Origin of the sequence: Pararobbsia alpina (assembly GCF_902859895.1) — a bacterium.
Classification (GTDB): Bacteria; Pseudomonadota; Gammaproteobacteria; order Burkholderiales; family Burkholderiaceae; genus Pararobbsia; species Pararobbsia alpina.
This window is the reverse complement of record NZ_CADIKM010000001.1, coordinates 393,261-413,890: the sequence shown is the minus strand read 5'-3', so window position 1 is coordinate 413,890 and position 20,630 is coordinate 393,261. Positions and strand designations below refer to the sequence as shown.

Annotated in this window: 17 protein-coding genes and 1 pseudogene; 5 read left to right on the top strand and 13 right to left on the bottom strand. The window is 64.2% G+C overall.

The window, feature by feature from the left end:
- Nucleotides 1-94: 94 nt before the first annotated feature.
- The 4 genes from HV670_RS01795 to pyrF all read left to right on the top strand — a co-directional run bounded on the left by HV670_RS01795 (nt 95) and on the right by pyrF (nt 3,704).
- The gene (locus HV670_RS01795; RefSeq protein WP_175102895.1) at nt 95-865 is read left to right on the top strand and encodes an SDR family NAD(P)-dependent oxidoreductase; all 771 of its coding nucleotides are present in this window, start codon (nt 95-97) and stop codon (nt 863-865) included.
- Nucleotides 862-1,761, top strand: a complete 900-nt coding sequence (locus HV670_RS01790) for an SMP-30/gluconolactonase/LRE family protein (protein ID WP_246256878.1) — start codon at nt 862-864, stop codon at nt 1,759-1,761. Before HV670_RS01795 ends, HV670_RS01790 begins: the two co-directional genes overlap by 4 nt.
- A 24-nt stretch (nt 1,762-1,785) precedes the next feature.
- Entirely contained in the window at nt 1,786-2,712 is a 927-nt protein-coding gene (locus HV670_RS01785; protein ID WP_246256869.1) for an aldose 1-epimerase, read from the top strand.
- 155 nt (nt 2,713-2,867) lie between these two features.
- Nucleotides 2,868-3,704 (top strand): orotidine-5'-phosphate decarboxylase, encoded by an 837-nt coding sequence (gene pyrF / locus HV670_RS01780; protein WP_175102893.1) that lies wholly within the window; start codon nt 2,868-2,870, stop codon nt 3,702-3,704.
- Nucleotides 3,705-3,723: 19 nt separating this feature from the next.
- Here the strand turns inward: pyrF and HV670_RS01775 are convergent, their stop codons facing one another.
- The 13 genes and pseudogenes from HV670_RS01775 to thiL all read right to left on the bottom strand — a co-directional run bounded on the left by HV670_RS01775 (nt 3,724) and on the right by thiL (nt 18,009).
- Nucleotides 3,724-4,965, bottom strand: coding sequence for a type III PLP-dependent enzyme (locus HV670_RS01775; protein WP_175102892.1), 1,242 nt, complete (start codon nt 4,963-4,965; stop codon nt 3,724-3,726).
- Complete coding sequence (locus HV670_RS01770; RefSeq protein WP_175102891.1) at nt 4,962-5,765, bottom strand: HpcH/HpaI aldolase family protein; 804 nt, start codon at nt 5,763-5,765, stop codon at nt 4,962-4,964. The genes HV670_RS01775 and HV670_RS01770 overlap by 4 nt, the downstream gene beginning before the upstream one ends.
- Nucleotides 5,762-7,531: an IucA/IucC family protein gene (locus HV670_RS01765; protein ID WP_175102890.1), complete on the bottom strand. Its 1,770-nt coding sequence runs from the start codon at nt 7,529-7,531 to the stop codon at nt 5,762-5,764. Before HV670_RS01765 ends, HV670_RS01770 begins: the two co-directional genes overlap by 4 nt.
- Nucleotides 7,528-9,354, bottom strand: a complete 1,827-nt coding sequence (locus tag HV670_RS01760) for an IucA/IucC family protein (protein WP_175102889.1) — start codon at nt 9,352-9,354, stop codon at nt 7,528-7,530. Before HV670_RS01760 ends, HV670_RS01765 begins: the two co-directional genes overlap by 4 nt.
- 3 nt (nt 9,355-9,357) lie before the next feature.
- Nucleotides 9,358-10,566 carry an MFS transporter gene (locus HV670_RS01755; protein WP_175102888.1) on the bottom strand — a complete coding sequence of 403 codons (1,209 nt, stop codon included), beginning with the start codon at nt 10,564-10,566 and terminating at the stop codon, nt 9,358-9,360.
- Entirely contained in the window at nt 10,563-12,527 is a 1,965-nt protein-coding gene (locus HV670_RS01750; protein ID WP_175102887.1) for an IucA/IucC family protein, read from the bottom strand. Before HV670_RS01750 ends, HV670_RS01755 begins: the two co-directional genes overlap by 4 nt.
- On the bottom strand, nt 12,524-13,543 hold the full coding sequence (gene sbnB, locus HV670_RS01745) for a 2,3-diaminopropionate biosynthesis protein SbnB (RefSeq protein WP_175103003.1): 1,020 nt from the start codon (nt 13,541-13,543) through the stop codon (nt 12,524-12,526). Before sbnB ends, HV670_RS01750 begins: the two co-directional genes overlap by 4 nt.
- A 156-nt stretch (nt 13,544-13,699) precedes the next feature.
- Nucleotides 13,700-14,218, bottom strand: a pseudogene (locus HV670_RS32160) (TonB-dependent receptor plug domain-containing protein); the annotation flags it as partial.
- A gap of 439 nt (nt 14,219-14,657) precedes the next feature.
- Entirely contained in the window at nt 14,658-14,933 is a 276-nt protein-coding gene (locus HV670_RS01735; RefSeq protein ID WP_175102886.1) for a hypothetical protein, read from the bottom strand.
- Complete coding sequence (locus tag HV670_RS01730) at nt 14,923-15,480, bottom strand: RNA polymerase sigma factor (protein WP_175102885.1); 558 nt, start codon at nt 15,478-15,480, stop codon at nt 14,923-14,925. The genes HV670_RS01735 and HV670_RS01730 overlap by 11 nt, the downstream gene beginning before the upstream one ends.
- A gap of 361 nt (nt 15,481-15,841) precedes the next feature.
- Complete coding sequence (locus HV670_RS01725) at nt 15,842-16,345, bottom strand: CinA family protein (protein WP_175102884.1); 504 nt, start codon at nt 16,343-16,345, stop codon at nt 15,842-15,844.
- Nucleotides 16,335-16,820, bottom strand: coding sequence for a phosphatidylglycerophosphatase A family protein (locus HV670_RS01720; protein ID WP_246256914.1), 486 nt, complete (start codon nt 16,818-16,820; stop codon nt 16,335-16,337). The genes HV670_RS01725 and HV670_RS01720 overlap by 11 nt, the downstream gene beginning before the upstream one ends.
- A 205-nt stretch (nt 16,821-17,025) precedes the next feature.
- Entirely contained in the window at nt 17,026-18,009 is a 984-nt protein-coding gene (gene thiL, locus HV670_RS01715; protein WP_175102882.1) for a thiamine-phosphate kinase, read from the bottom strand.
- Between the two features lie 142 nt (nt 18,010-18,151).
- On the opposite strand from thiL, the gene HV670_RS01710 reads away from it, so the two are divergent.
- Nucleotides 18,152-20,449 (top strand): NADP-dependent malic enzyme, encoded by a 2,298-nt coding sequence (locus HV670_RS01710; RefSeq protein WP_175102881.1) that lies wholly within the window; start codon nt 18,152-18,154, stop codon nt 20,447-20,449.
- The last annotated feature ends 181 nt before the right edge of the window (nt 20,450-20,630 follow it).

Sequence of the window (20,630 nt, the reverse complement as noted above, 5' to 3'; positions counted from 1 at the left end):
TGATGCGCGACCGACACTTGCCAGCCGTTGCCTCCGTGCTTCAAGCTTTGGCCTGTTGGCTGTGTCCATTCACCTAACCGAACAAGGGACCTCGATGTCGTCGTCACCGTATGGCCAGTTTCCGAGTCTCGTCGATCGCACCGTCCTGATTACCGGCGGCGCGACCGGCATTGGCGAATCGTTTGTCGAGCACTTCGTCGCCCAAGGCGCGAAGGTCGGTTTTCTCGACATCGACCAGAATGCAGGCGAAACGCTGGCCGAGCGGCTCGGCGATGCGCGTCACAAGCCCTTGTTCCTGCGTTGCGACCTGACCGACATCGATGCGCTCAGGAAGGCCGTGGCCGATGTGCGCGCGGCATTCGGCCCGATCGGCGTGCTGGTCAACAACGCCGCCAACGATGTGCGGCACTCGATCGAATCGGTCACACCCGACAGTTTCGACAAGGGCATCGCGGTCAACCTGCGCCACCAGTTCTTCGCGGCGCAGGCGGTCATCGAGGATATGAAGTCGCTCGGCAAGGGGTCGATCATCAATCTGGGTTCGATCAGCTGGATGCTCAAGAACGGCAACTATCCGGTCTATGTCGCCTCGAAATCGGCGATCAAGGGGCTCACGCGCGGTCTCGCGCGCGACCTCGGGCCGTTCAGTATCCGTGTGAACGCGCTCGTGCCGGGTTGGGTGCTCACGAAGAAGCAGCGCGAAATGTGGCTCGACGACGAAGGCCGCAAGGACATCAAGAAGGGCCAGTGCATCGATGCCGAACTGATGCCCGAGCATGTCGCGCGCATGGCGTTGTTTCTCGCCGCCGACGACAGCAATATGATCACCGCTCAGCATATGGTCGTCGACGGAGGCTGGGCGTGAACGCGGAACTGCTCCTCGACACGAAGTGCACGCTCGGCGAGGGGCCGATCTGGGAGCCGCGCGAGCAGCTCGTGTATTTCACCGACATCGAGCAATCGGTGCTGCACCGCTACGACTCCGCCAGCCGTGAATTGAGCACCTTGCCGATGCCCGAACGGCTCGCGACCTACGCGAGCTGCGCGGATGCACGCTATCTGGTGCTGGGTCTGGCGTCGCGGCTCGCGTTCTATGAAATCGCGACGGGCAAGGTCAGCACCATCGCCGAGATCGAGGCGGGCATGGCCACGCGCCTCAACGATGGACGTCTCGATCGCGAAGGCCGCTTCGTGTTCGGCACCAAGGACGAGTCGGGCGAACACAAGACGCAGTGCGCGTTCTACCGGCTCAATGCCGATCTGAGCGTTGAGCGCCTGCCTTTGCCCTTGTGCGAGATCTCGAACAGCCTGGCGTTCTCGCCTGACGGCCGCACGATGTACTACTGCGATACGCCGACACGCACGATCCGTGTGTGCGACTACGCGGTCGATGGCACCATCGGCAATAACCGTGAGTTTGTCGCGCTGTCGGATGCGACGGGCAGTCCCGACGGCTCGGCGATCGATGCGCAGGGTAATCTGTGGAATTCGCAGTGGGGCGGCCGTCGCGTTGTCTGCTACGACCCGCGGGGGCGCGAGTTGCACCGCATCGATGTACCGGCACTACAGCCGAGTTGTCCAGTGTTCGGCGGCGCGGATTTCGGCACGCTGTACCTGACGACCGCACGCGAAAACATGAGCGAGGCGCAACTTGCGGCCGAGCCGACCGCAGGCGGCCTCTACCGGGTCGACATGGCGGCGGCCGTTGTGCATGGACTGCCCGATACGCCGTTTGCCGGTCGGCCGGCAAACGCCTTCTGAGCATGGCGACCCGCGAGGGTGAACGTGGCGGCCTTGGCTGACCGGCTCGAACTCTCGAGCGCCGCTTTGAGGGTCGCACTCACACCGGCGACCGGTGGTGGCATCGCGCGTTTCGACTGGATGTGCGGCACGCGGCGGGTTCCCTTGTTTCGCGCGGCACCCGATGGTGCGGTCGTGGACCCGGACGCGCTGGCGTGCTATCCCTTGCTGCCGTTTTCGAACCGCATCGGCAAGGGACGTTTCGAATTTGAAGGCCGCACGGTCAAGCTCGCGCCGAACCGCAAGGGTGAGCGGCTACCGATTCATGGCTCGGGCTGGCAGCGGGCCTGGCGCGTGGAAAAGGCATCGGCGCATCGAGCTGTGCTGTCGCTCGAGGAAACAGGCGATCCGTCTGATGGCAAACCCTATTCGTATCGTGCGATCCAGGATATCGAGCTTGTCGATACCTCGCTGACGATACGTATCGAAATCGAAAATCGGGGTGATGCGGCATTGCCGTTCGGCATCGGACTGCATCCGTTCATCGCGCGCGGGCGCGATACCCTGCTGCTGGCTCCCGCCGGCCGCGTCTGGTTGTCGGGCCGTGACTGGCTGCCGACACGGCGCGTATCGACTCCGGCGGCTTTCCGCTTCGGCGTTGCCTACCCATTGCCGCGCGATGTCGTGAACCATGCGTTTACGGACTGGTGCGGCCGGGCAAGGATCCACTGGCCCGAAAAAGGACTCGCGCTCGATATCGAAGCCGATACGCGTGACTATGTGCTCTATACGCCGCTCGGTGAGGACTGGTTCTGCTTCGAACCCGTCGATCATCCGATCAACGCGGTCAACCTCGAGGGTGGGGCAGTCCGTCACGGAATGACGATGCTTGATCCGGGAGCGCGTTTGACGCGGACGTTTCGGTTCACCGTCGATTTGTTCGGCGCGCTGCCGCGCTTTCCACCGGTTTAGGGGCCGGCGCGAATCTGCGGATTGCAACTGCAAGTCTTGCTCCTGTGCCACGCCGCTCCGCCCCCCCTGGCAGTCGATCCTGCAGCCGCGCCCGTGCCAGCCGCTACAATGACGCCGTTTTCGCTGCGTCGCGCAGCGCTCCTTTCCGGCTCGCCATGTCCTTTACCCAATCTCTCGTGTCCGCGTGGGCGCATACGAATTCCCTGCTGTGCGTCGGCCTCGATCCTGAGCCGAAGCGATTTCCCGCGGGCCTGAAGAATCGTCCCGAAGCGATCTTCGACTTCTGCCGGGCGATCGTCGACGCGACCGCGCCTTACGCTTGCTCGTTCAAACCGCAGATCGCCTACTTCGCGTCGAACCGCGCCGAAGATGCGCTCGAGCAGTTGATCGCACACATTCACGAGCAGCATCCGGGCATTCCCGTGATCCTCGATGCGAAGCGTGGTGATATCGGCAGCACCGCCGAACAATATGCGCGCGAGTCGTTCGAACGGTATCGTGCCGACGCCGTGACCGTGAATCCGTATATGGGTTTCGATTCGATCGAGCCCTACCTTGCCCATCAGGGCAAGGGTGTGATCGTGCTCTGCCGGACCTCGAACCCGGGCGGCTCCGACCTCCAGTTTCTCGAGACCGGAGGTCGTCCCCTGTATCAGCAGGTCGCACGGTTGGCGGCGGACAAGTGGAACGCGAGCGGCGAATTGTCGCTGGTGGTCGGCGCGACCTTTCCCGCCGAGATTGCCGAGGTGCGGGCGATCGTGGGCGAGATGCCCCTGTTGATTCCAGGCGTGGGCGCGCAGGGCGGCGACGTCGCCGCGACGGTCGGCGCGGGCCGCACCGCGAATGGAACGGGCATGATGATCAATTCGTCTCGCGCGATTCTCTATGCGGGCGACGGCGAAGACTTCGCCGAACAGGCATCGCGTGCCGCGGCCGCGACGCGCGATGCAATCAACCTCGTTCGGACGCATCGCGGCCAGTCCGATGAATGAATCGGCAGGATGCTCCGGTTCAGGCGCTCGGCGAGTCGCTTGCGCGTAGCGCGTCCGACCGGCACGTAGCGAATACACGGTCCGGATGCGGATGACTCAGGAAGTCGTGATGCGAAATATGCCAGCCATAGGCGCCGGCGAGTAGAAAGGCGACACGGTCGCCCACACGCAGACGCGGCACTTGCACGTCCCGGGCGAGCACGTCCTTCGGCGTGCAAAGCTCGCCGCACAGCGTAATGGCCTGTGCTTCGACCGACGGCCGTTCGAAGGCGTACGGCCACGCTTCGTTGGGCAGGATCACGAACGGGTGATTGTGCTGCCACGACGCCGGCAGGCGGAAATGATGCGTACCGCCGCGCAGCACCGCGAAGTGCTTGCCGTGATTACGCTTGATATCGGTCACTTCCGTCACGTACACGCCACAATCGGCCACGATGAAGCGCCCGCATTCGAACACGATGCGGCAACCGGGCCGAAATTCATCGATCAGGTCCGCCAGACCAGCGCAAAAGCGCGGCCAGTCAAACGACCGGTCTGTGTCCGCGTAGTCCACGCCGATTCCACCGCCGACGTTGAGCGTGTCGAGTGTCAAGCCATGGTCATGCTGCATGCGCGCCGCAAGCGTGAGGTAGGTGCGGATGAGCGTCAAATGTGAGCCGGCGTCCAGGTTGTTGGAGAGCGCGTGCAGATGCAGCCCGACCACATCGATATTCCGAAGGGTCCGCGCCGTGCGGATCAGACCGGGAATGGCGTCCTCTTCGATGCCGAACTGGGTGGCCTGTCCCCCCATCGTCAATGTGCCTTCGGGCCGTGCGCCGGCAGCATCGGACGCAATCGGATTCGGGTTCACGCGCAGCAGCACGCGAGCGCACCGTCCCATGCGGTCGGCCACGGCATCGAGACGGCGCAGTTGCAGCTCGCTCTCGACATGGATCAACTCGACGCCGAGTCGCAAGGCGCCTGCCAGTTCGTCGTCCGTCTTGCCCGGACCGCCGAAGACAATGCGTGCGTCCGGCCCGGTTTCCCGCGCGCGGCGCGCTTCGCCGAGCGATGCGACTTCGAAGCCCGCGACCACGCCGTGGAGCGCGCTCAGAACAGGTGCGTCGCTGTTCGCCTTGATCGCAAAGAACAACTCGCATCCGGCTGGCAATGCGGCGGTGAGCGTCGTGGCCCGCTGGCGCAAGCCATCGAGATCGTAGAGATAGGCGCACACGGGTGCCTCCGTGCGGTCGAGATAGCGTTCGATCAGTTCCTGATTCATGGGGCGTTCTCGTTCAGGGAGCACGTCTGCAATTGGGAGCACGTCTGCAATTGCGCGGCGAGTGCACGGCGGGCGATGCCACGGTCGTCGCCGAGGATCGCGAGGCGCGCGCCCGCGCGATACATGTCCGCGATCTCTTCGTGGTTGCGCGGCAATGCGCAGAACGTCTTGCCGTGCCGCCGCGCGGCGACGCTTACGCAAGCGACGGCGTCGCGCACCACGGCATGTCCGGTCTGCCATGGCACACCGAACGCCTGCGACAGATCGGCGGCACCGGCGAGCAGCACGTCGATACCTTCGAGTGCCGCGATCTCGTCGAGCGCGGCGAGGCCCTCGCCATCCTCGATCATTGCGACGAGGAGCGTGTCGGCCGCGGCCTGCGCGAGCGCATTCGCAAGATCGTCGCGGCCGAAGCGGCTGGCAGCCGTCGCATTGAGTCCACGTTGGCCGAGCGGTGCGTGATGAGCGGCGGCGATTGCTGCGCGCGCTTCGTGCGCCGACTTCACGCGGGGAATCACGATCCCTTGCGCGCCCGCGTCGAGCACCTGAACGATCTGATGAGCAGCAGCAGTTCGCACCAGCGCGGCGATGCCACTCGCCCGCGCGGCGAGCAGCATTGCGTTGAGCGTGAGGCCATCGAGCAGCGTATGTTCGAGATCGATCACGACGAAGTCGTAGCCCGCCGCCGCGATCAACTCGACTGTCAGCGGCGCGGGTGTCGAGCAGAACACGCCGAACAGCGGCGTGCCACTTGGGGCCGTCGCGGTGAGCCGCGCTTTGAGCGATCGTGGTGCGCTCATGCGTACACCGTTTGGGCGAGTGGATTGGGGGCAGCACGGGTGCGCAGGCGAATTTCCGGCATGAAGCGCCGGCTCGCGAGCAACTCGATTTGCATCGTCGGCGCAAAGCAGTCGAACCGGGCGAAGCGCTCCGCTAGTTCCGGGCAGCGGGCCTGATAGTCGTGAATCACGCAGGCCGCGATTGCCCAGAACTCAGTTTCTTCGAGGTCGAAATGGCATTCGAAGAACCACGCGATCTCCGCGAGATTGACGAAGAACAAGGCGTCGGTTGTGAAATCGCGTAGTTCGTCGGCGTCATCGGTTTCGATGAACGAGTTCGGATTGACGCGCGCGTGTTCCGCAGGCGGCGCATCGAGTGCCGGCGCGGCGCACGAAAGCCAGCGGCGCGAGTAGCGCACGCCGTCGTGAAAGTCCTTGAGCGCGATGCGTTCCGGCAGGCCGTCGCGATGCAGAAGCACCATGTTCTGCGCGTGCGATTCAAGTGCCGCGCCGTCGCGCCACAGGAGATGCAACACCGGTAGCCATGCCCGCTCGACAAGCCTGCGCACCCAGGCGCGTGTGCCGTGCTGCTCGACCCAGTCCGCGACGAGCGGCCGTCCGTCCGCATCGACATGTGTGATCGCGGTGACGGGCAGTGCCGCTTCGCCCCTGGCCAGATGCCGATGCACACTCTCCCGCCAGATACAGGCCAGCGCACCGTATTGTCCTGCGATCGGTGTCCGGGGCACGTAGGCGACACCCGCAATTTCCCTCAGCAGCACGGGACGCACGAGTGGCTCCGGCCAGTCAGTCCGCGCCGCGAGGTCCGCGAGCCAGTCGCTCATCGGCGCGGCGTTGCGCACGGTATGCGGCGCGAGCACCCGCGAAGTCGATGTGTTGACGAGACTCATCGCGAGCTTGAGCGAAGGCGCCTCGCGCCGGTCGGCATTGGCGAGCGTGCGGATCGACTGCTGCGGTGCATAGCGATCGCCGAGCACGTCGATCGGCACGAGTTCACCACGCGCGAACGCCGCATGACAACTTGCCTCGATTGCCGCATCCCATTGCCACGGATGAACCGGCAGCGGCAGGTAGTCCGCGGGGCGCAGGCCGCGCTTGGTCAGTTGCATGTCGAATGCAGCGCGTTCCGCACCCGAGAGCAAACGCAGCGGATCGCCGTCCTCGACATCGCGGCTCACGCTCCAGCGGCAGCACTCGCGCCGCGCAGCGAGCAGGCGTGGCGCAACGCCCGGTGTGCACTCGGGTGCGTAGCGGCCGTTGTCGTCCAGCGTGAAGCCGATGCGCGACTTATAGCTCGGATGGTAAGGATGGGCACCGGTCAGGCCGGATTCGATTTCGTTGTAGTCTCTGCCGCGCAGAAGCCTTCCGGACTGCGAGGTGCGCGTTTGCGCATCCTTGATGTGGGTCGCGCTCAGTTCGGCCGCGAACCGGGCAAGTTGCTCGGGATCGGCGCGCAGTTGCGGCGCGAGTTCGGCAATCAGGAGCGCCACGTCCACGGCATCCGCCGCGCCGCCTGGTCCTTCTCGCCGCACGGTCGACACGATCCGGACGCGCCCGAACGACGCCGTGCGCCGAGCCTCGCATCGATAGAAGAGCGTCTCGCCGTCACGGCTTGTCGCCTCGATCGAAAGCAGTGTGTCTGCCCAGCATGCATGCGTGAGCGCGTCTTCGAACAGCAAGGCTTCGAGCAATTGACGGATGACGCGTTGTGCGGCGTCGCGGTAGGCATCGCTATGAATGAGCGCGTCGAATTCGGCGAGTTTCACGGGTTGCGCTCCTGATGAAAAAGCGGATTGGGAATGTCGATCCACGCCGGTGTCTCACCGAGTCCGCCAAAGCAGCTCAGCATGTTCGCCTTGGCGGGAAGCGTCGACCGGCGGCGCAGGTCGGCAAGCAGATCGGTCACGGCAGGACGCGTGTCGCGGGCCCACGTCGCGGCCGTCACGCGCCAGAGCGCAGCCTCGTCGCACAGGCCCGTGCGGCCCACGCAGGCGATGAAATGACCGATATGGTTGACGAGCACGTAGTAGCGAAAACGCATCCAGGCCTGCTCATCGTCGTAGAACGCGGGGCTGTCGGGCGCGAGCGCTTCCACCCGCGTCGCGCGCGCACGGCTGATGCTTGCGCCTTCCATGTCGCGAACATAGCCGCGTATCGGCCAGCCATTGCGAAAGGCGACCATCGCGTTCTGCAAATGAGCTTCGAGACTCACGCCGTGACACGCGAAGAGACCCAGCAGCGGGAGAAGCGTGACCTCCAGATAGTCGTTCCACCAGATGGCCAGCCCCTCGAACGAAGGCGTCGGGCCGAGCGCATCGTGCAGGATCCGCCGCAACGGCGAGATGCCTTCGACCGAATCTTCCAGCACGCTTGCCAGCACACGCGCGTCGAGGCCTGTTTCATCGCGCATCCCTTCGCGATAGATGACCGCCGTGCTTGCCTGCAACGCGGCGTCGCCTGTCGAAAGCGCCATGCAGCCGAAATCAAGCAGGACCTCGAAGCGCTCGGAGCGTCGCGCCTGGAGCGGCAGTCCTGCGATATAGCGGCTCGCGTCGAGCGCCCGGGCCACCTGTTCGGGCGGATTGTTGCGCACGAAATTCGTGATCCGGACATCGAGCGATAGTTTCAGAAAGCGTCGCTGGCGCGGCAGCCAAACGGTCCGCACCGACGAAGTCGGCCACGCCAGCTCGCCGAGCGGGCCGAGCGAGATCAGGTCGCGTGCGGCGAGCAGCGCCCCGACCGATGGCTGACGCAGCAGGTGAGCGGCCTGCCAGGGATGACATGGCAGCAGCCGGTACTCGCTCTCGCCAAGCAGTGCGCAGGCCGCATGCATCGCTTCGGTATCGATCGGCAACGGTGCGTCGTCGATTGTGCGGGCGTCGAGCCGTCGATTCGACACGGCGAAGTAGTGCAGCTGGAACGATGCACCCAGTTCAGGCGCATAGGCCTCGAGGTCGTTCTCATCGAAGCCTTCCGACGCCTTCGAAGTGACATGGAATACGTGCCCAAAATGGAGCGACTGTTCGGCCTCTACGAACGGCGTACCCGGCTTGTCGCACCGTGCAGCGTGGTAGTGGCGAACCCGCCCGACACTGTTGTGCATCAATGCCTCGAAGCGGGCTGTCCGGTCTGGATCGGCGGGTGCCAAACGCGCCTCGAGCGCCTGCGCGATGCGCTCGATCAGCGGTTCCGGTCCGTCGAGCACACACGTGATTCCGTTCCGCCGCCCAAGAGCCGCATGCGGTCCGATCCGATGAAAACCCATCGGAGAATAGTGTTCGAGCGCCACGCACAGACAGCTGCCGTCGTGCGGGAATTCGACACACGCGGCTTCGTAGCCCGTGGCGCGCCATGTGTTCACGGCCTGCCTGAGCGCGGGCATCAGCGGCGTATCGTCTGTCACGCGTGGGTCAAAGCGTGTGCTTTCGCGGCAATACGTGTTGAAGTACTGCTCGATCAGCTGGCGCTCCAGAGCGCTCAGCGCGTCGCCGCAAGGCGTCTTGGTGGCGGGAGTCGGGTGGCCGGTCGGCCGATGCTCATGCCCGACGTCGCGCGGGGGCGGGCAGTGCTGTGTTGCAGAAATCGGCATGACTTATCTCGACTCTGAAAAGGAAGAAAACCGCATGACCGGTTCGGTGCGAACCACAAGCGCCGCGCACAGGAACATGGCCGCGGTCAGCCACAGGGTGGCCGCGGGGCCGGCGAACGGGAGCACGACGAGCACGGCAAGCGGGCCGAGAAACTGTCCGGCGACCATTGCACTTTTCGCGGTCGCGATCACGCTTGCCTGAATCTGCGTGGGTGCGCTGCGGCAGCACAGGAGCAGCACGGATTGCGCGAGTGCAGCAAAACACGCGCCTTGCGCAATCCGCAGCAGGCCGATCTGCCAGAGTTCGGTCGCGAACGGAAGCAGCGAAAGAGCGCCGGCACAGGCGAGCGCGGTACCGACGAACTGTCTCGTCGGATTGCGGCGATCGTTGCGCGCACCCCAGAACGGCCCCGCGACGAGCGTAGCGAACCACCCGAGCGAATGCAGGAAGCCGATCTTGCTTGCAAGCGAAGTGATCCCCGCGAAACGCGCTTCGATGAAGAGCGCGAACACGTTGACGAGTGCGAATGCACCCGCTTGCGTCAGACCTCCCGCGATCAGCAAGCGCCGGAAGCCGGGGTCGGCGAAGAGTGTGCGACGCGTGCCGCCCGTGCCGATGTACGCTGTCGAACTCGGCGCAGTCGGTTCTCGCAGATTGGACGCGAACACGAGCACGGCAAGTCCCGTGCACGCGGCAACCGCGAGCAGCAGCGGGCGCACTGACCAGAAGTCCTGCAGAACGCCGCCGAGCAAGGGTCCCACCAGCGCGCCCGCGGCCACCGCGGACTCTTGCAGACCGAGCGAGCGTCCCCGACTCGACGGATCGCTTACGCGCGAGATGAATGCCGTCACGATCACGCTGACGGCACTCGCGCCCTGCAAGAGCCGTCCCGCGATGAACGTGCCGACGTCGCCAGACAGCGCCATGGCCGTCATGCTCGCGACGAACACGGACAATGACATCAGCAAGGTGCGCCGGTAGCCGTAGCGCTCGCACCAACGTCCGGCGAACGGTGCGCAAAGCAGCGCACCGACACCCGGAGCCGCGAGCGCAACGCTGCTCCACCGGGTTGCCTCGGCCGCACTCACACCATTGCCCATCAGATCCCGCAGGAAAAGCGGCATGATCGGCACCAGCACCATCAGACCCATCGTGATCGCGGCCTGACAGCCGATCAGCGTGGCCACGGCGAGCTTCGGGCGGGCGCTCATCGGCTTTGTGTTCCAGATGCGGCCGAGGCACCCGAAGCACTCGAAGCACTCGAAGCACCCGACACTCCCGACACGCCCGAAGCACCCGACACGCCCGCCGCAGTCCAAAGTGGATTCGCGATCGTGCCGAGACCGCTCGGCATACCTGTGCCCACGGATGTGCGTGCCGCGAGTGGCGCGAGAAGTTGCTTGAATGGCCACTGCGGAGCGTCGAAGAGTTGCTGCCTCGCACATCGCTGCGCATGGGGAAACCCTTGAAGCGCCGTGTCGACCGTTTCGTGCAAGGTGCGTGCGACGATGTTCCAGCCCGTCGCCTCGTCAGTGTCGTAGCACTCGGCGATCGCGGCGATGATCGCGTACAGATTCACCTCGACCGCGAGCGTCTGAAAATACGCAAGCAGCGTTTCGGCTCGATCCAGAATCAGCGTGTTCGGAGTGCTTCGATCGACCAGATAGGCTGGCGGGTCAATGCCGTGCTCCCCCATCGCGGCCGGACAGACGCGCAGTGTGTCGTGATCGCGTAGAACGAGTGCCTGCATCCCGACTATGCCGATCCGCAACATCACGTTCTGGCCATGCAGCTCGGGCAGGACACCGTGAGCAAAGCAGCGCAGACCCGTTTCGATCAGCAGGCGTGCCATCTCACCGAACACGCGCCACACCCGTTCGACGGGCGCGTCGCTCGGCGGCCCGGCCAGCACGCGCAAGGCGGGGTCGGCGCACAGCGCATCCAGCGCGGGCAAGCGGGTATCGCTCGTGATTGCAGCACACGCCGCCATCGGCAGCAGCCAGCCGTCGGTTTCGGGATAACGGCGGAGCATGCACGCGAGTTCGCCGCTTTCGTGGATCAGCGACGTGCGATCGTCGCCTGCCCGGAGTGCCCACCATTGCGTTTCGTCGCAAAGTTCGAGATGTGCACCGAGCCAAGCATCACGCCGACGCAGTTCTTCGAGGCAGGCCTGCGCAAGCACGCCGTTGTGCAAGTAGCGCGGCGGCATGACTCGCGACGCACCGAGCGCCTGCACACTCAGCGAGAGCTTCAGATGAATATCGTTCGCGGGGCGCTCCGCCGCCGTGATGCTCAGCGTGCGCAGCGAAGCGGTCGGCAGTGCGGCGCCGAGTCCACCGCCTAGGTCGACGCAGCGCATGAGCAGTTCCGGTGCGCGCCGCTGCAGATGCAGCCATTGCCAGGGATGGACCGCAAGCCAGAGTGCCGACGCGGCGGCGCCGCGCTCGCGGGCGCGTTGTGCCAGTGCGGCGAACTCGACCTCGTCCAGAAGCGCCGTAGCGACGGGCTGCGCCTCGCGCTCTTGCGTCGTCCCGCTCGCGAGTGCATCGCGCGTGGCCGCGACCCAGTGCAGCTCGACAGTTCGACCCGATTCGACGTCGAAATCGTCGCCGGAAAAATCCGGCCACAATTTCGCGCGTGCAAGTGGATGAAAAGGACGATCGCGCAGACAACACACGGCTTCCCATGCAGCCAGACTGCGCGGCCGCGCCGCAACACGGGCGAGCAGCGCGCCTTGCGCGAGGAAGGTACGCGCCATCTGACGCTGCGCGAGCGTCAGGAGTTGCGTGAGCCGATCGCTGGGTTCGGGCCACCATGGCGCGCGCCGGAGCGCTTCGAGCGTTTGTGCCACGCTCAAGGAAGCGCTCGACGCACTGCGCTGCAAGACCACGGGTGCCGCGGCACGAAGGCGCAGCACGCGCGGTCCCTGAATATGCGAGCCCAGCCAGCGGAGTGTGGCGTCGTCCGCGAGCGATACGGCAAGCACCGCTTGATCGCCCGGTCCGCGCGATAGTTGCGAGCGCCCACGAAATCCGTGCAGGTCTTCGAGCCAGAGCGCGTCGAGCAAATCCTGCGCGAGCATCCGCTCGATCGATGCCGTCGCGATGCCCTGCGCGCGCGACGCATCTGCATGAGTGCGGGCCACGTCAGCCCGTTCGGCGATCTGGCTCATAACAGCGGCAGTCGCGTGCCGACGCCGCGCTGCGTTGCCAGTCGATAGAAATGGCGCGCGCACACCATGTCGTCGAGCGCCATCCCCATCGGATTGAGGAGAATGATCTCGTCGTGGTTCTCGCGGCCCGGCCGCTCGCCGATCACGATCTCACCCAGTTCCGCGTGCAGTCGTTCGCGGCTGAAGCGCCCTTCGAGCACGAGCTGGTTGATGATCTTCTTTTCGCGGTTCGATTGATCCCAGTCGTCGACAATCACCTTGTCCGCGAGTTCGTAGACCTCCTTGTGCACGTCCATGATCGACACGTTGCACACGAATGCCCCGCGCTTGAGCCACGCGTGCTGGAGGTAGGGCGCGTCGGCGACGGTGCAGGTCACGACGACCTCACCCGAGCGCACCGCCTGCTCGGCGCTAGCCGCTTCTTCGCACGCGATTTGCGGGAAGCGCTTGGTCAACGCATGGCTGAAACCGCGCATCGCCTCGCACGAGAGATCGAACAGGTGCACACGGCGGATCTGCGGAAACTGCTCGATGAGTGTGTGCATCTGCATCCGCGCAATCGGCCCGCAACCGATGCACGCGACGTCGGTGAAGTCATCGCGCGCAAGATGCCGCGTCGCCACCGCAGTGATCGCGGCCGTGCGCATGCCGCTGATCAGGCCGCCCTCCATGATCGCGACCGGATAGTTCGTCTGCGCATCATTGAGCACGATCACGGCGCTCGCGCGCTCCTTGCCGAAACGCGATGGATTGTGCTGCCGGCTGCCAATCCACTTGAGCCCCGCGATCGGATGCTCGCCGCCGACATAACACGGCATCGCGATGATGCGGTCTGCGATGTGATCCGCGCCGCGCCAACGCAGATAGGGCTTGAGCGGCTGCGCGAAATCGCGTCGTGCATGCAGCGCGAGCCCCTCCTCGATGGCTTCCACGTAAGGCTGCGAGCGATCGCCGCCGAGCGCGATCAAATCCTGGCGACCGAGATAGAGCAAATCGGAGTCAACGTGAGATGTCATGTCAGAGAACCTCGTCGAGCGATGGAGTGGTGAAGGATTGAGCGAAGCGGGCCCGGCGGCATTCGCGCGGGACGCAGCGATGCGGGCGAGCCAATCGTTGTCGTAAACACTTTCGAGATAGCGTTCACCGCGGTCGGGCAGCAGCGTCACGATGCGGGAGGCACCGACGTGCTGCGCGCCGACGTTGAACTCGTAGTCGATCGCCCCGTGGCTGCCTGAGAAAAACTGCTGTACCTGACCGCCCAGCCCTGAGCCAGAAAGATGCGATAGCGGCGATGTCATCGTGAATAGCGTTTCCGCGCGCGGCTCGCCACCTGCCGGCCGTGTCGTGATCGACACGATGCCGCCCGTCGCGCCACTGCCGTAGATCGCGCTGCTGCCGCGCAGTACCTCGATCTTCTCGATATTGTTCGGATCGACGCTGGCGAGATTGCGGGCGGAGTCGCGATTCGTGTTGAGCGGGACACCATCGACCAGCACGAGCACGCTGCGCCCGCGCAGGGTCTGCCCATAGTCGGTGATGGTGTGGCTCGAATCGGCCATCCCCGGCACTACCTTGCTCAGCACCGTGGCGAGGTTGTTCGAGCCTGTCTGGAGCTCCTGCAGTTCATCGTGGTCGATCACCGTAACCTGTTGGGTCGGCTGCACGACGTCGCTGTGCGTGCGCACGTCCGAGATCTGGATCGGTTCGAGTTGCATCGGCTCCGGCTCTGCTTGCGGAGGCGCGTTGAGCGTGGCAGTTGCCGGCTCAGCTTGAGCAGCTTGAGCAGCTTGAGCGGCTTGCGCAGGTTGAGTAGCCTGAGTGGCTTGAGCGGCTTGCGCAGCTTGAGTAGCCTGAGCGGCTTGAGCAGGCTGAGCAGGCTGAGCAGGCTGAGTGGCTTGCGCAGCTTGAACAGGTTGAGCAGCCTGAGTGGCTTGTGCCGACGCGGACAAGGCGACGGCAACCGCGATACATCTGTACTGACCCGCACCCCGGCGGTCCCCGGTAAAGCTCATGCAACGGCTCCTTATAAGAATGTTTTGATCTCACAGGGGTTACCGTTCAGGCGGACGCCGTTGTTGACGTCGGGGTGGAAAAAAATCGCAGAGAAAAAAACGCGTCAGTGACAGGCGATCAGGCGGCCCCGTCGTGTGCGCGAGTGACCGTGTGCTTGCTCACGACCGTGTGAAACTGCTCGATCCGATGGGCGTGATCGAGGATCCACGTGCACACGCCGGCCGCCGCGCACACGACGGCGCCCGCCGCCGCGCGCCGGACTCGCCGGCGACGCGATGCCTTGCGCACAAGGTCTTCAAGAGGGAATAGTTCCCGCAACGCGTCCCTATAGTCTTCGAGCGCGGCGTCTTGGAATGAATCGGAGTCGGGGTCGTGGGAATGCTTATGCGGCATCGGCAGTTGCCGTCTTGTCTTGCAGTGTTGTCCGAAGGAGGGGGGCGAATTCGATCATCGCACGAGAGAGGTGTTTAGCAACCATGTTACGCGAGATGTTCAAGTGTGCAGCCACTTCGTCCTGCGTCATCTCATGAATCTTGTGCAGGACAAATACCTCGCGACAGCGGGTCGGCAGGCCCTGAATGACTTTCTCGAGTTCCCGAACGGTCTGTTTGTAGCTCAATAGACGCTCCTCGCCGATCAGGTCCGCGTGAAGTCCGGCGACATCCTGCTCCTCCTCCAGGACATACGCCGCATGCCTTTCGTCGGCACGCCACCGATCGATAGCGCGATGGATCGACAAATGTCTCAGAAATGCGAGGGGCGTATCCATGGCCTCGCCCGGCGGACGGCGAAGTAGCTGTACACAGACGTCCTGCACGACATCGTGAGCGAACGTCTGATCGCCGAAGCGGCGCCGTACATAGTCAACGAGCTCGTGGTAATGCTTGACTAAGACGCCTACGAGAAATGATTGGGAAGAATCGCAATGAAGGCCGGTCAAGATGCCGAGCGATGCTCACGCATCGCCACCTAAATGTTAACGATTCTCATTGTCAATTTCAGATTGCGTTGCTGTCAACTTGCTTTCGATTAGCTTTCGAAATGACTGAAGCTCCCCAAGCATCCGTCTGACATCAGACCGACGGTGCCATCCTGCTAATCCATCGCCGTGATAGGTATTCGGAATTCGTCATCGCGATTCTTATATTTTGGGATGCCGCCGCGAAGGCGGCGATCGGATGCGATGTGGACTAAGTCAATGCAGCAGATCTGGCGCGTCGATAGCGCAGTCTTAATAAGTTCTGAGATGCGCGGGTGAGGGTTGCGATGCGGGAACTTGCGCAGTCCCCGAATCCGATTGTCTATCGCTCGTCTTCTTCGTCGAGCATTTTCAATACGCCGCGCAGCGCATGCGCGGCCGTCTGGATCCGAATCTGGCGGCGGTCGCCTTTGAGGTGCATCGTCTGACAGGTCGTGTGGATCCGGTCGCTCCAACCAAACGAGACCGTGCCGACCGGTTTCGTCTCCGTACCGCCGCCGGGGCCGGCGACCCCTGTCACCGACAACGCGAGCTGCGCGCGGCTATTACGCAGCGCGCCCTCGGCCATCGCTCGCGCAACAGCCTCGCTGACCGCACCATGACGCTCGATGAGCTCCGGCGGTACGCCGATCATCTCGGTCTTCGATTGGTTCGAATAGGTCACGAAACCGCGTTCGAACCATCCGCTGCTGCCCGAGATATCCGTGATCGCGCCTGCAATCAGGCCGCCCGTGCACGATTCGGCCGTGCTGAGCATCAGGCGCGATTCGCGCAGCCGGTTGCCCACGCGGATCGCAAGCTGGTGCAGGGTGTTTTCATTGTCCATAGTGAATACGTCCCACCGCGATCACGAGCAAAGTCATAAAGGCCGCGACGATATCATCGATCATGATGCCGAAGCCGCCCTTGAAACGCTGGTCGAACCAGCGGATCGGCGGCGGCTTGAGCATATCGAACAAACGGAACAGCACAAAAGCCGCCAGTTGCTGCGAAAACGTCGACGGCATCACGAACAGCATCACGAGCCAGAACGCGACGATCTCGTCCCAGTTCACCGCGCCGGGGTCGGCTGCGTCGAGCCGGCTTGCCGTGAAGGCCGTGGCCCAGATTCCGACGAAGAAACCGAGCACGATCAAGGCAACCCAGCCGGCCGACGTCAGATACGGATTGAGAACCAAGAACGAGACCCAGCCGAACAACGTGCCGATCGTCCCGGGTACGAAGCGCGACAGCCCCGTGCCAAAGCCGAGAGAAAGCAAGTGAGCAGGGTGCGAGCGCATGAAGGCGGCCGTCGGTCGCACGCCGCGATCCTTGGCGGCACCCGCGTTTGTGCCTGCTCCGCCGGCCGCCCCCGCCGAACCACCGGCCGCATTGGCACTTGCGCCGGTTGCGCCCGCATCGGCCCCGCGGTTGCGGAAGTAGCCGAAGCGGCCACCGAAACGCCGGTGCAGCTGCGCCGAGCGTTGGGCCTTCCGTTCAGGGTCGGCGTCGATAATGTCTTTCGGGTCAGTCATCGAAGTGATCGAATCCACGCAATGCAAGCGCCAGCGGTTGACCGCCGGCATCGGTCCAGACGATTCGCGCCGCATCGGCAGCCTCATCGAAGGCCGTAATTGTACCGACGCGGCTCACAGATGTACCGGCCTGGCTACTCGCCGAAAGCACGACGTCTCGTGCGCGCACGGAAGCGGTAAAACACAGCTGGTAGTCGTCGCCGCCCGCAATCGTGCATTGGCGCTGGATTTGCGGGGTCTGTCGCGCGAGTGTCGCCGAGCGCGGCAGTGCATCGACATTGATGCGTGCGCCGACATTCGATCTCGCCACGATATGGCCGAGGTCGCCCGCCAAGCCGTCCGAGATGTCCAGTGCGGCATGCGCAACACCCGCGAGCGCCATGCCGAGGGCGAGTTGCGGTTCGGGCCAGTCCAACGAGCGCTGGACCTCGGCGAGTTCGGCGGCGTTCAAGGTCCATTCGTTGCGCAGGGCGCCGAGCGCGAGCCGCGCGTCGCCGAGCGTGCCCGAGACCCAGACGTCATCGCCGACCTGCGCGGCGTCGCGGCGCAGCGCGCGCCCTGCATCGACGTCGCCGAACACCGTGACACAAAGCGTCAGCGGGCCGCGCGTCGTATCGCCGCCGATCAGTTCACAGCCCGCGGGGTCGGCCAGCGCGAACATCCCCGCGGAAAATTCCTCCAGCCACGCTTCGTCGATAACCGGCAGCGCGAGCGCCAGCGTGAACGCGCGTGGACTCGCACCCATCGCGGCGAGGTCCGACAGATTGACCGCAAGAGTCTTGTGGCCGAGTGCGCGAGCATCGGCCCCCGCAAAGAAGTGCCGCCCCTCGACGAGCATGTCGCTCGAAATGGCGAGCGCCTTGCCCGCTCTCGGTGCGAGCAGCGCACAATCGTCGCCCACGCCGAGCACCGCGCTGCCTGGCGCCTGCGACGGTCGCGAAAAATACCTGCTGATGAGACTGAATTCGTTGAGCATTCGATGAAGATCGCCTCAGGCGTCGTGTCGTGTGGCACCGCAGCAAGCGGTTCCGACCAGGGTTGGCCCGGGTTGAGAAGGGTTTCGGCGCTACAATGGATCTAGATAACTGATTCTAATCCGCCTAGCTTTAAGCGCCTCCATGTCCTCTCCTGCAGACAAACTCCGCGAAGCCGCTCTCGATTATCACGAGTTCCCCACACCCGGCAAGATTGCCATTGCCCCCACCAAGCAGCTCCTGAACCAGCGCGACCTCGCGCTTGCGTATTCGCCCGGCGTCGCCGCGGCCTGCGAAGAGATTGTCGCCGACCCGCTCAACGCGGCGCGTTTCACGGCTCGCAGCAATCTCGTGGGGGTCGTCACCAACGGATCGGCGGTGCTCGGCCTCGGCAATATCGGCCCGCTCGCCTCGAAGCCCGTCATGGAAGGCAAGGCGGTGCTGTTCAAGAAATTCGCCGGGATCGATGTGTTCGACATCGAGCTCAACGAGAGCGACCCGTTGAAGCTCGTCGACGTGATCGCCGCGCTCGAACCGACCTTCGGCGGCATCAATCTCGAAGACATCAAGGCTCCGGACTGCTTCACGGTCGAACGCGAATGCCGCAAGCGCATGAAGATCCCAGTGTTCCATGATGACCAGCATGGCACCGCAATCGTCGTAGCGGCCGCGGTCATGAACGGCCTCAAGGTCGTCGGCAAGGACCTCAAGAAGGTCAAGCTCGTGACCTCCGGCGCGGGTGCTGCGGCGCTGGCCTGTCTCGACCTGCTGGTCGACATCGGCCTGCCGCGCGAACACATTTTCGTGACGGATCTCGCGGGCGTCGTCTACGAAGGCCGCACCGAACTCATGGACCCCGACAAGGTGCGCTATGCGCAGCCGACCGAGGCGCGCAAGCTTGCCGACATCATCGCGGACACCGACATCTTCCTGGGCTTGTCCGCCGGCGGCGTGCTCAAGCCCGAGATGGTCAAGGTCATGGCCAACCGGCCGCTGATCCTCGCGCTCGCGAATCCGAGTCCTGAAATTCCGCCCGAAGAGGCGCTGGCTGTCCGGCCCGACGCGATTATCGCGACCGGGCGCACGGACTACCCGAACCAGGTCAACAACGTTCTGTGTTTTCCGTTCATCTTCCGCGGCGCGCTCGACGTCGGCGCGACGACGATCACGAAGGAAATGGAAATCGCCGCGGTCCACGCGATCGCCGACCTCGCGCGCCAGGAGCAGAGCGACGTCGTGGCGACCGCCTACGGGATCCACGACCTGTCGTTCGGGCCGCAGTACCTGATTCCGAAGCCTTTTGATCCCCGCCTGATCGTCAACGTCGCACCGGCAGTCGCGCAAGCCGCGATGGACGGCGGCGTCGCGACCCGTCCGATCGAGGACATGGACGCCTACCGCCAGCATCTGCAGCAGTTCGTCTATGCGAGCGGCACGATCATGAAGCCGATCTTCCAGGTTGCGCGCAGTGTCGAGCCGGCCAAGAAGCGGATCGTGTTTGCCGAAGGCGAGGAAGAGCGTGTCCTGCGTGCGGTGCAGATCATTGTCGACGAAGGCATCGCGATGCCGATCCTGATCGGCCGTCCGGCGGTCATCGAACAGCGTCTGCAGCGCTACGGCCTGCGCCTCGTGGCGGGTCAGGATTTCACCGTCGTCAACCCGGAACGCGATGAGCGTTACCGCGACTACTGGCAGACGTACTTCAAGATGATGGCCCGCAAGGGCATTACGGAGCAGCTCGCCAAGGTCGAGATGCGCCGCCGCACGACGCTGATCGGTTCGATGATGATCCACAAGGGTGAAGCGGACGGCATGATCTGCGGCACGATCAGCACGACCCACCGTCACCTGCATTTCATCGACCAGATTATCGGCAAGCGCCAAGGGTCGTCGGTCTATGCGGCGATGAACGCGCTGATCCTGCCGGGTCGCCAGATCTTCATCGTCGACACCCACGTGAACGTCGACCCGTCGCCGGCCCAACTGGCCGAGATCACGGTGCTCGCCGCCGAGGAGGTGCGTCGTTTCGGGATCGAACCGAAGATCGCGCTGCTTTCGCATTCCAGCTTTGGCTCGAGCCCCGCGCCTAGCGCGCAGAAAATGCGCGATACCTTGACGTTGCTCAGGGAAATTGCGCCGGATCTCGATATCGAAGGTGAAATGCAAGGCGATGCCGCGCTCGACGGACGCCTGCGCAAGAGCCTGATGCCTGAGTCGACCTTCGAAGGCGATGCGAACCTGCTGGTGTTGCCCAATATGGATGCGGCCAATATCTCGTACAACCTGCTCAAGGTTGCGGCGGGCAACAACGTCGCGATCGGGCCGATCCTGCTCGGCGCGGCACGGCCGATCCATGTGCTGACGGCGACGGCGACGGTGCGCCGCATCGTCAATATGACCGCACTCGTGGTGGTCGATGCGCTTGCCGCCAGCCGGGAATGAGTCTCGCACACTTCCCGGCGGTGGATCAGGGTAGCGACCCAGGGGAATGGACCGGAAACGGTTGGAAATAGTCTTGGGGCAGGCCGGGAACAGGGCGGGAGGCGACCCGCCATGAGGCAAAACCGGTTGGTTGTAAGTTTTACGTAAGTCGGTGATCGAACTTGCGGCTCTGTCTGACGGA

Excerpts from the sequence above, each read along its gene's own strand:
- HV670_RS01795 (WP_175102895.1), top strand. The coding sequence starts at position 95 with ATGTCGTCGTCACCGTATGGCCAGTTTCCGAGTCTCGTCGATCGCACC.
- pyrF (WP_175102893.1), top strand. The coding sequence starts at position 2,868 with ATGTCCTTTACCCAATCTCTCGTGTCCGCGTGGGCGCATACGAATTCC.
- HV670_RS01775 (WP_175102892.1), bottom strand. The coding sequence starts at position 4,965 with ATGAATCAGGAACTGATCGAACGCTATCTCGACCGCACGGAGGCACCC.
- HV670_RS01770 (WP_175102891.1), bottom strand. The coding sequence starts at position 5,765 with ATGAGCGCACCACGATCGCTCAAAGCGCGGCTCACCGCGACGGCCCCA.
- HV670_RS01760 (WP_175102889.1), bottom strand. The coding sequence starts at position 9,354 with ATGCCGATTTCTGCAACACAGCACTGCCCGCCCCCGCGCGACGTCGGG.
- HV670_RS01755 (WP_175102888.1), bottom strand. The coding sequence starts at position 10,566 with ATGAGCGCCCGCCCGAAGCTCGCCGTGGCCACGCTGATCGGCTGTCAG.
- HV670_RS01750 (WP_175102887.1), bottom strand. The coding sequence starts at position 12,527 with ATGAGCCAGATCGCCGAACGGGCTGACGTGGCCCGCACTCATGCAGAT.
- sbnB (WP_175103003.1), bottom strand. The coding sequence starts at position 13,543 with ATGACATCTCACGTTGACTCCGATTTGCTCTATCTCGGTCGCCAGGAT.
- HV670_RS01735 (WP_175102886.1), bottom strand. The coding sequence starts at position 14,933 with ATGCCGCATAAGCATTCCCACGACCCCGACTCCGATTCATTCCAAGAC.
- HV670_RS01725 (WP_175102884.1), bottom strand. The coding sequence starts at position 16,345 with ATGGACAATGAAAACACCCTGCACCAGCTTGCGATCCGCGTGGGCAAC.
- thiL (WP_175102882.1), bottom strand. The coding sequence starts at position 18,009 with ATGCTCAACGAATTCAGTCTCATCAGCAGGTATTTTTCGCGACCGTCG.
- HV670_RS01710 (WP_175102881.1), top strand. The coding sequence starts at position 18,152 with ATGTCCTCTCCTGCAGACAAACTCCGCGAAGCCGCTCTCGATTATCAC.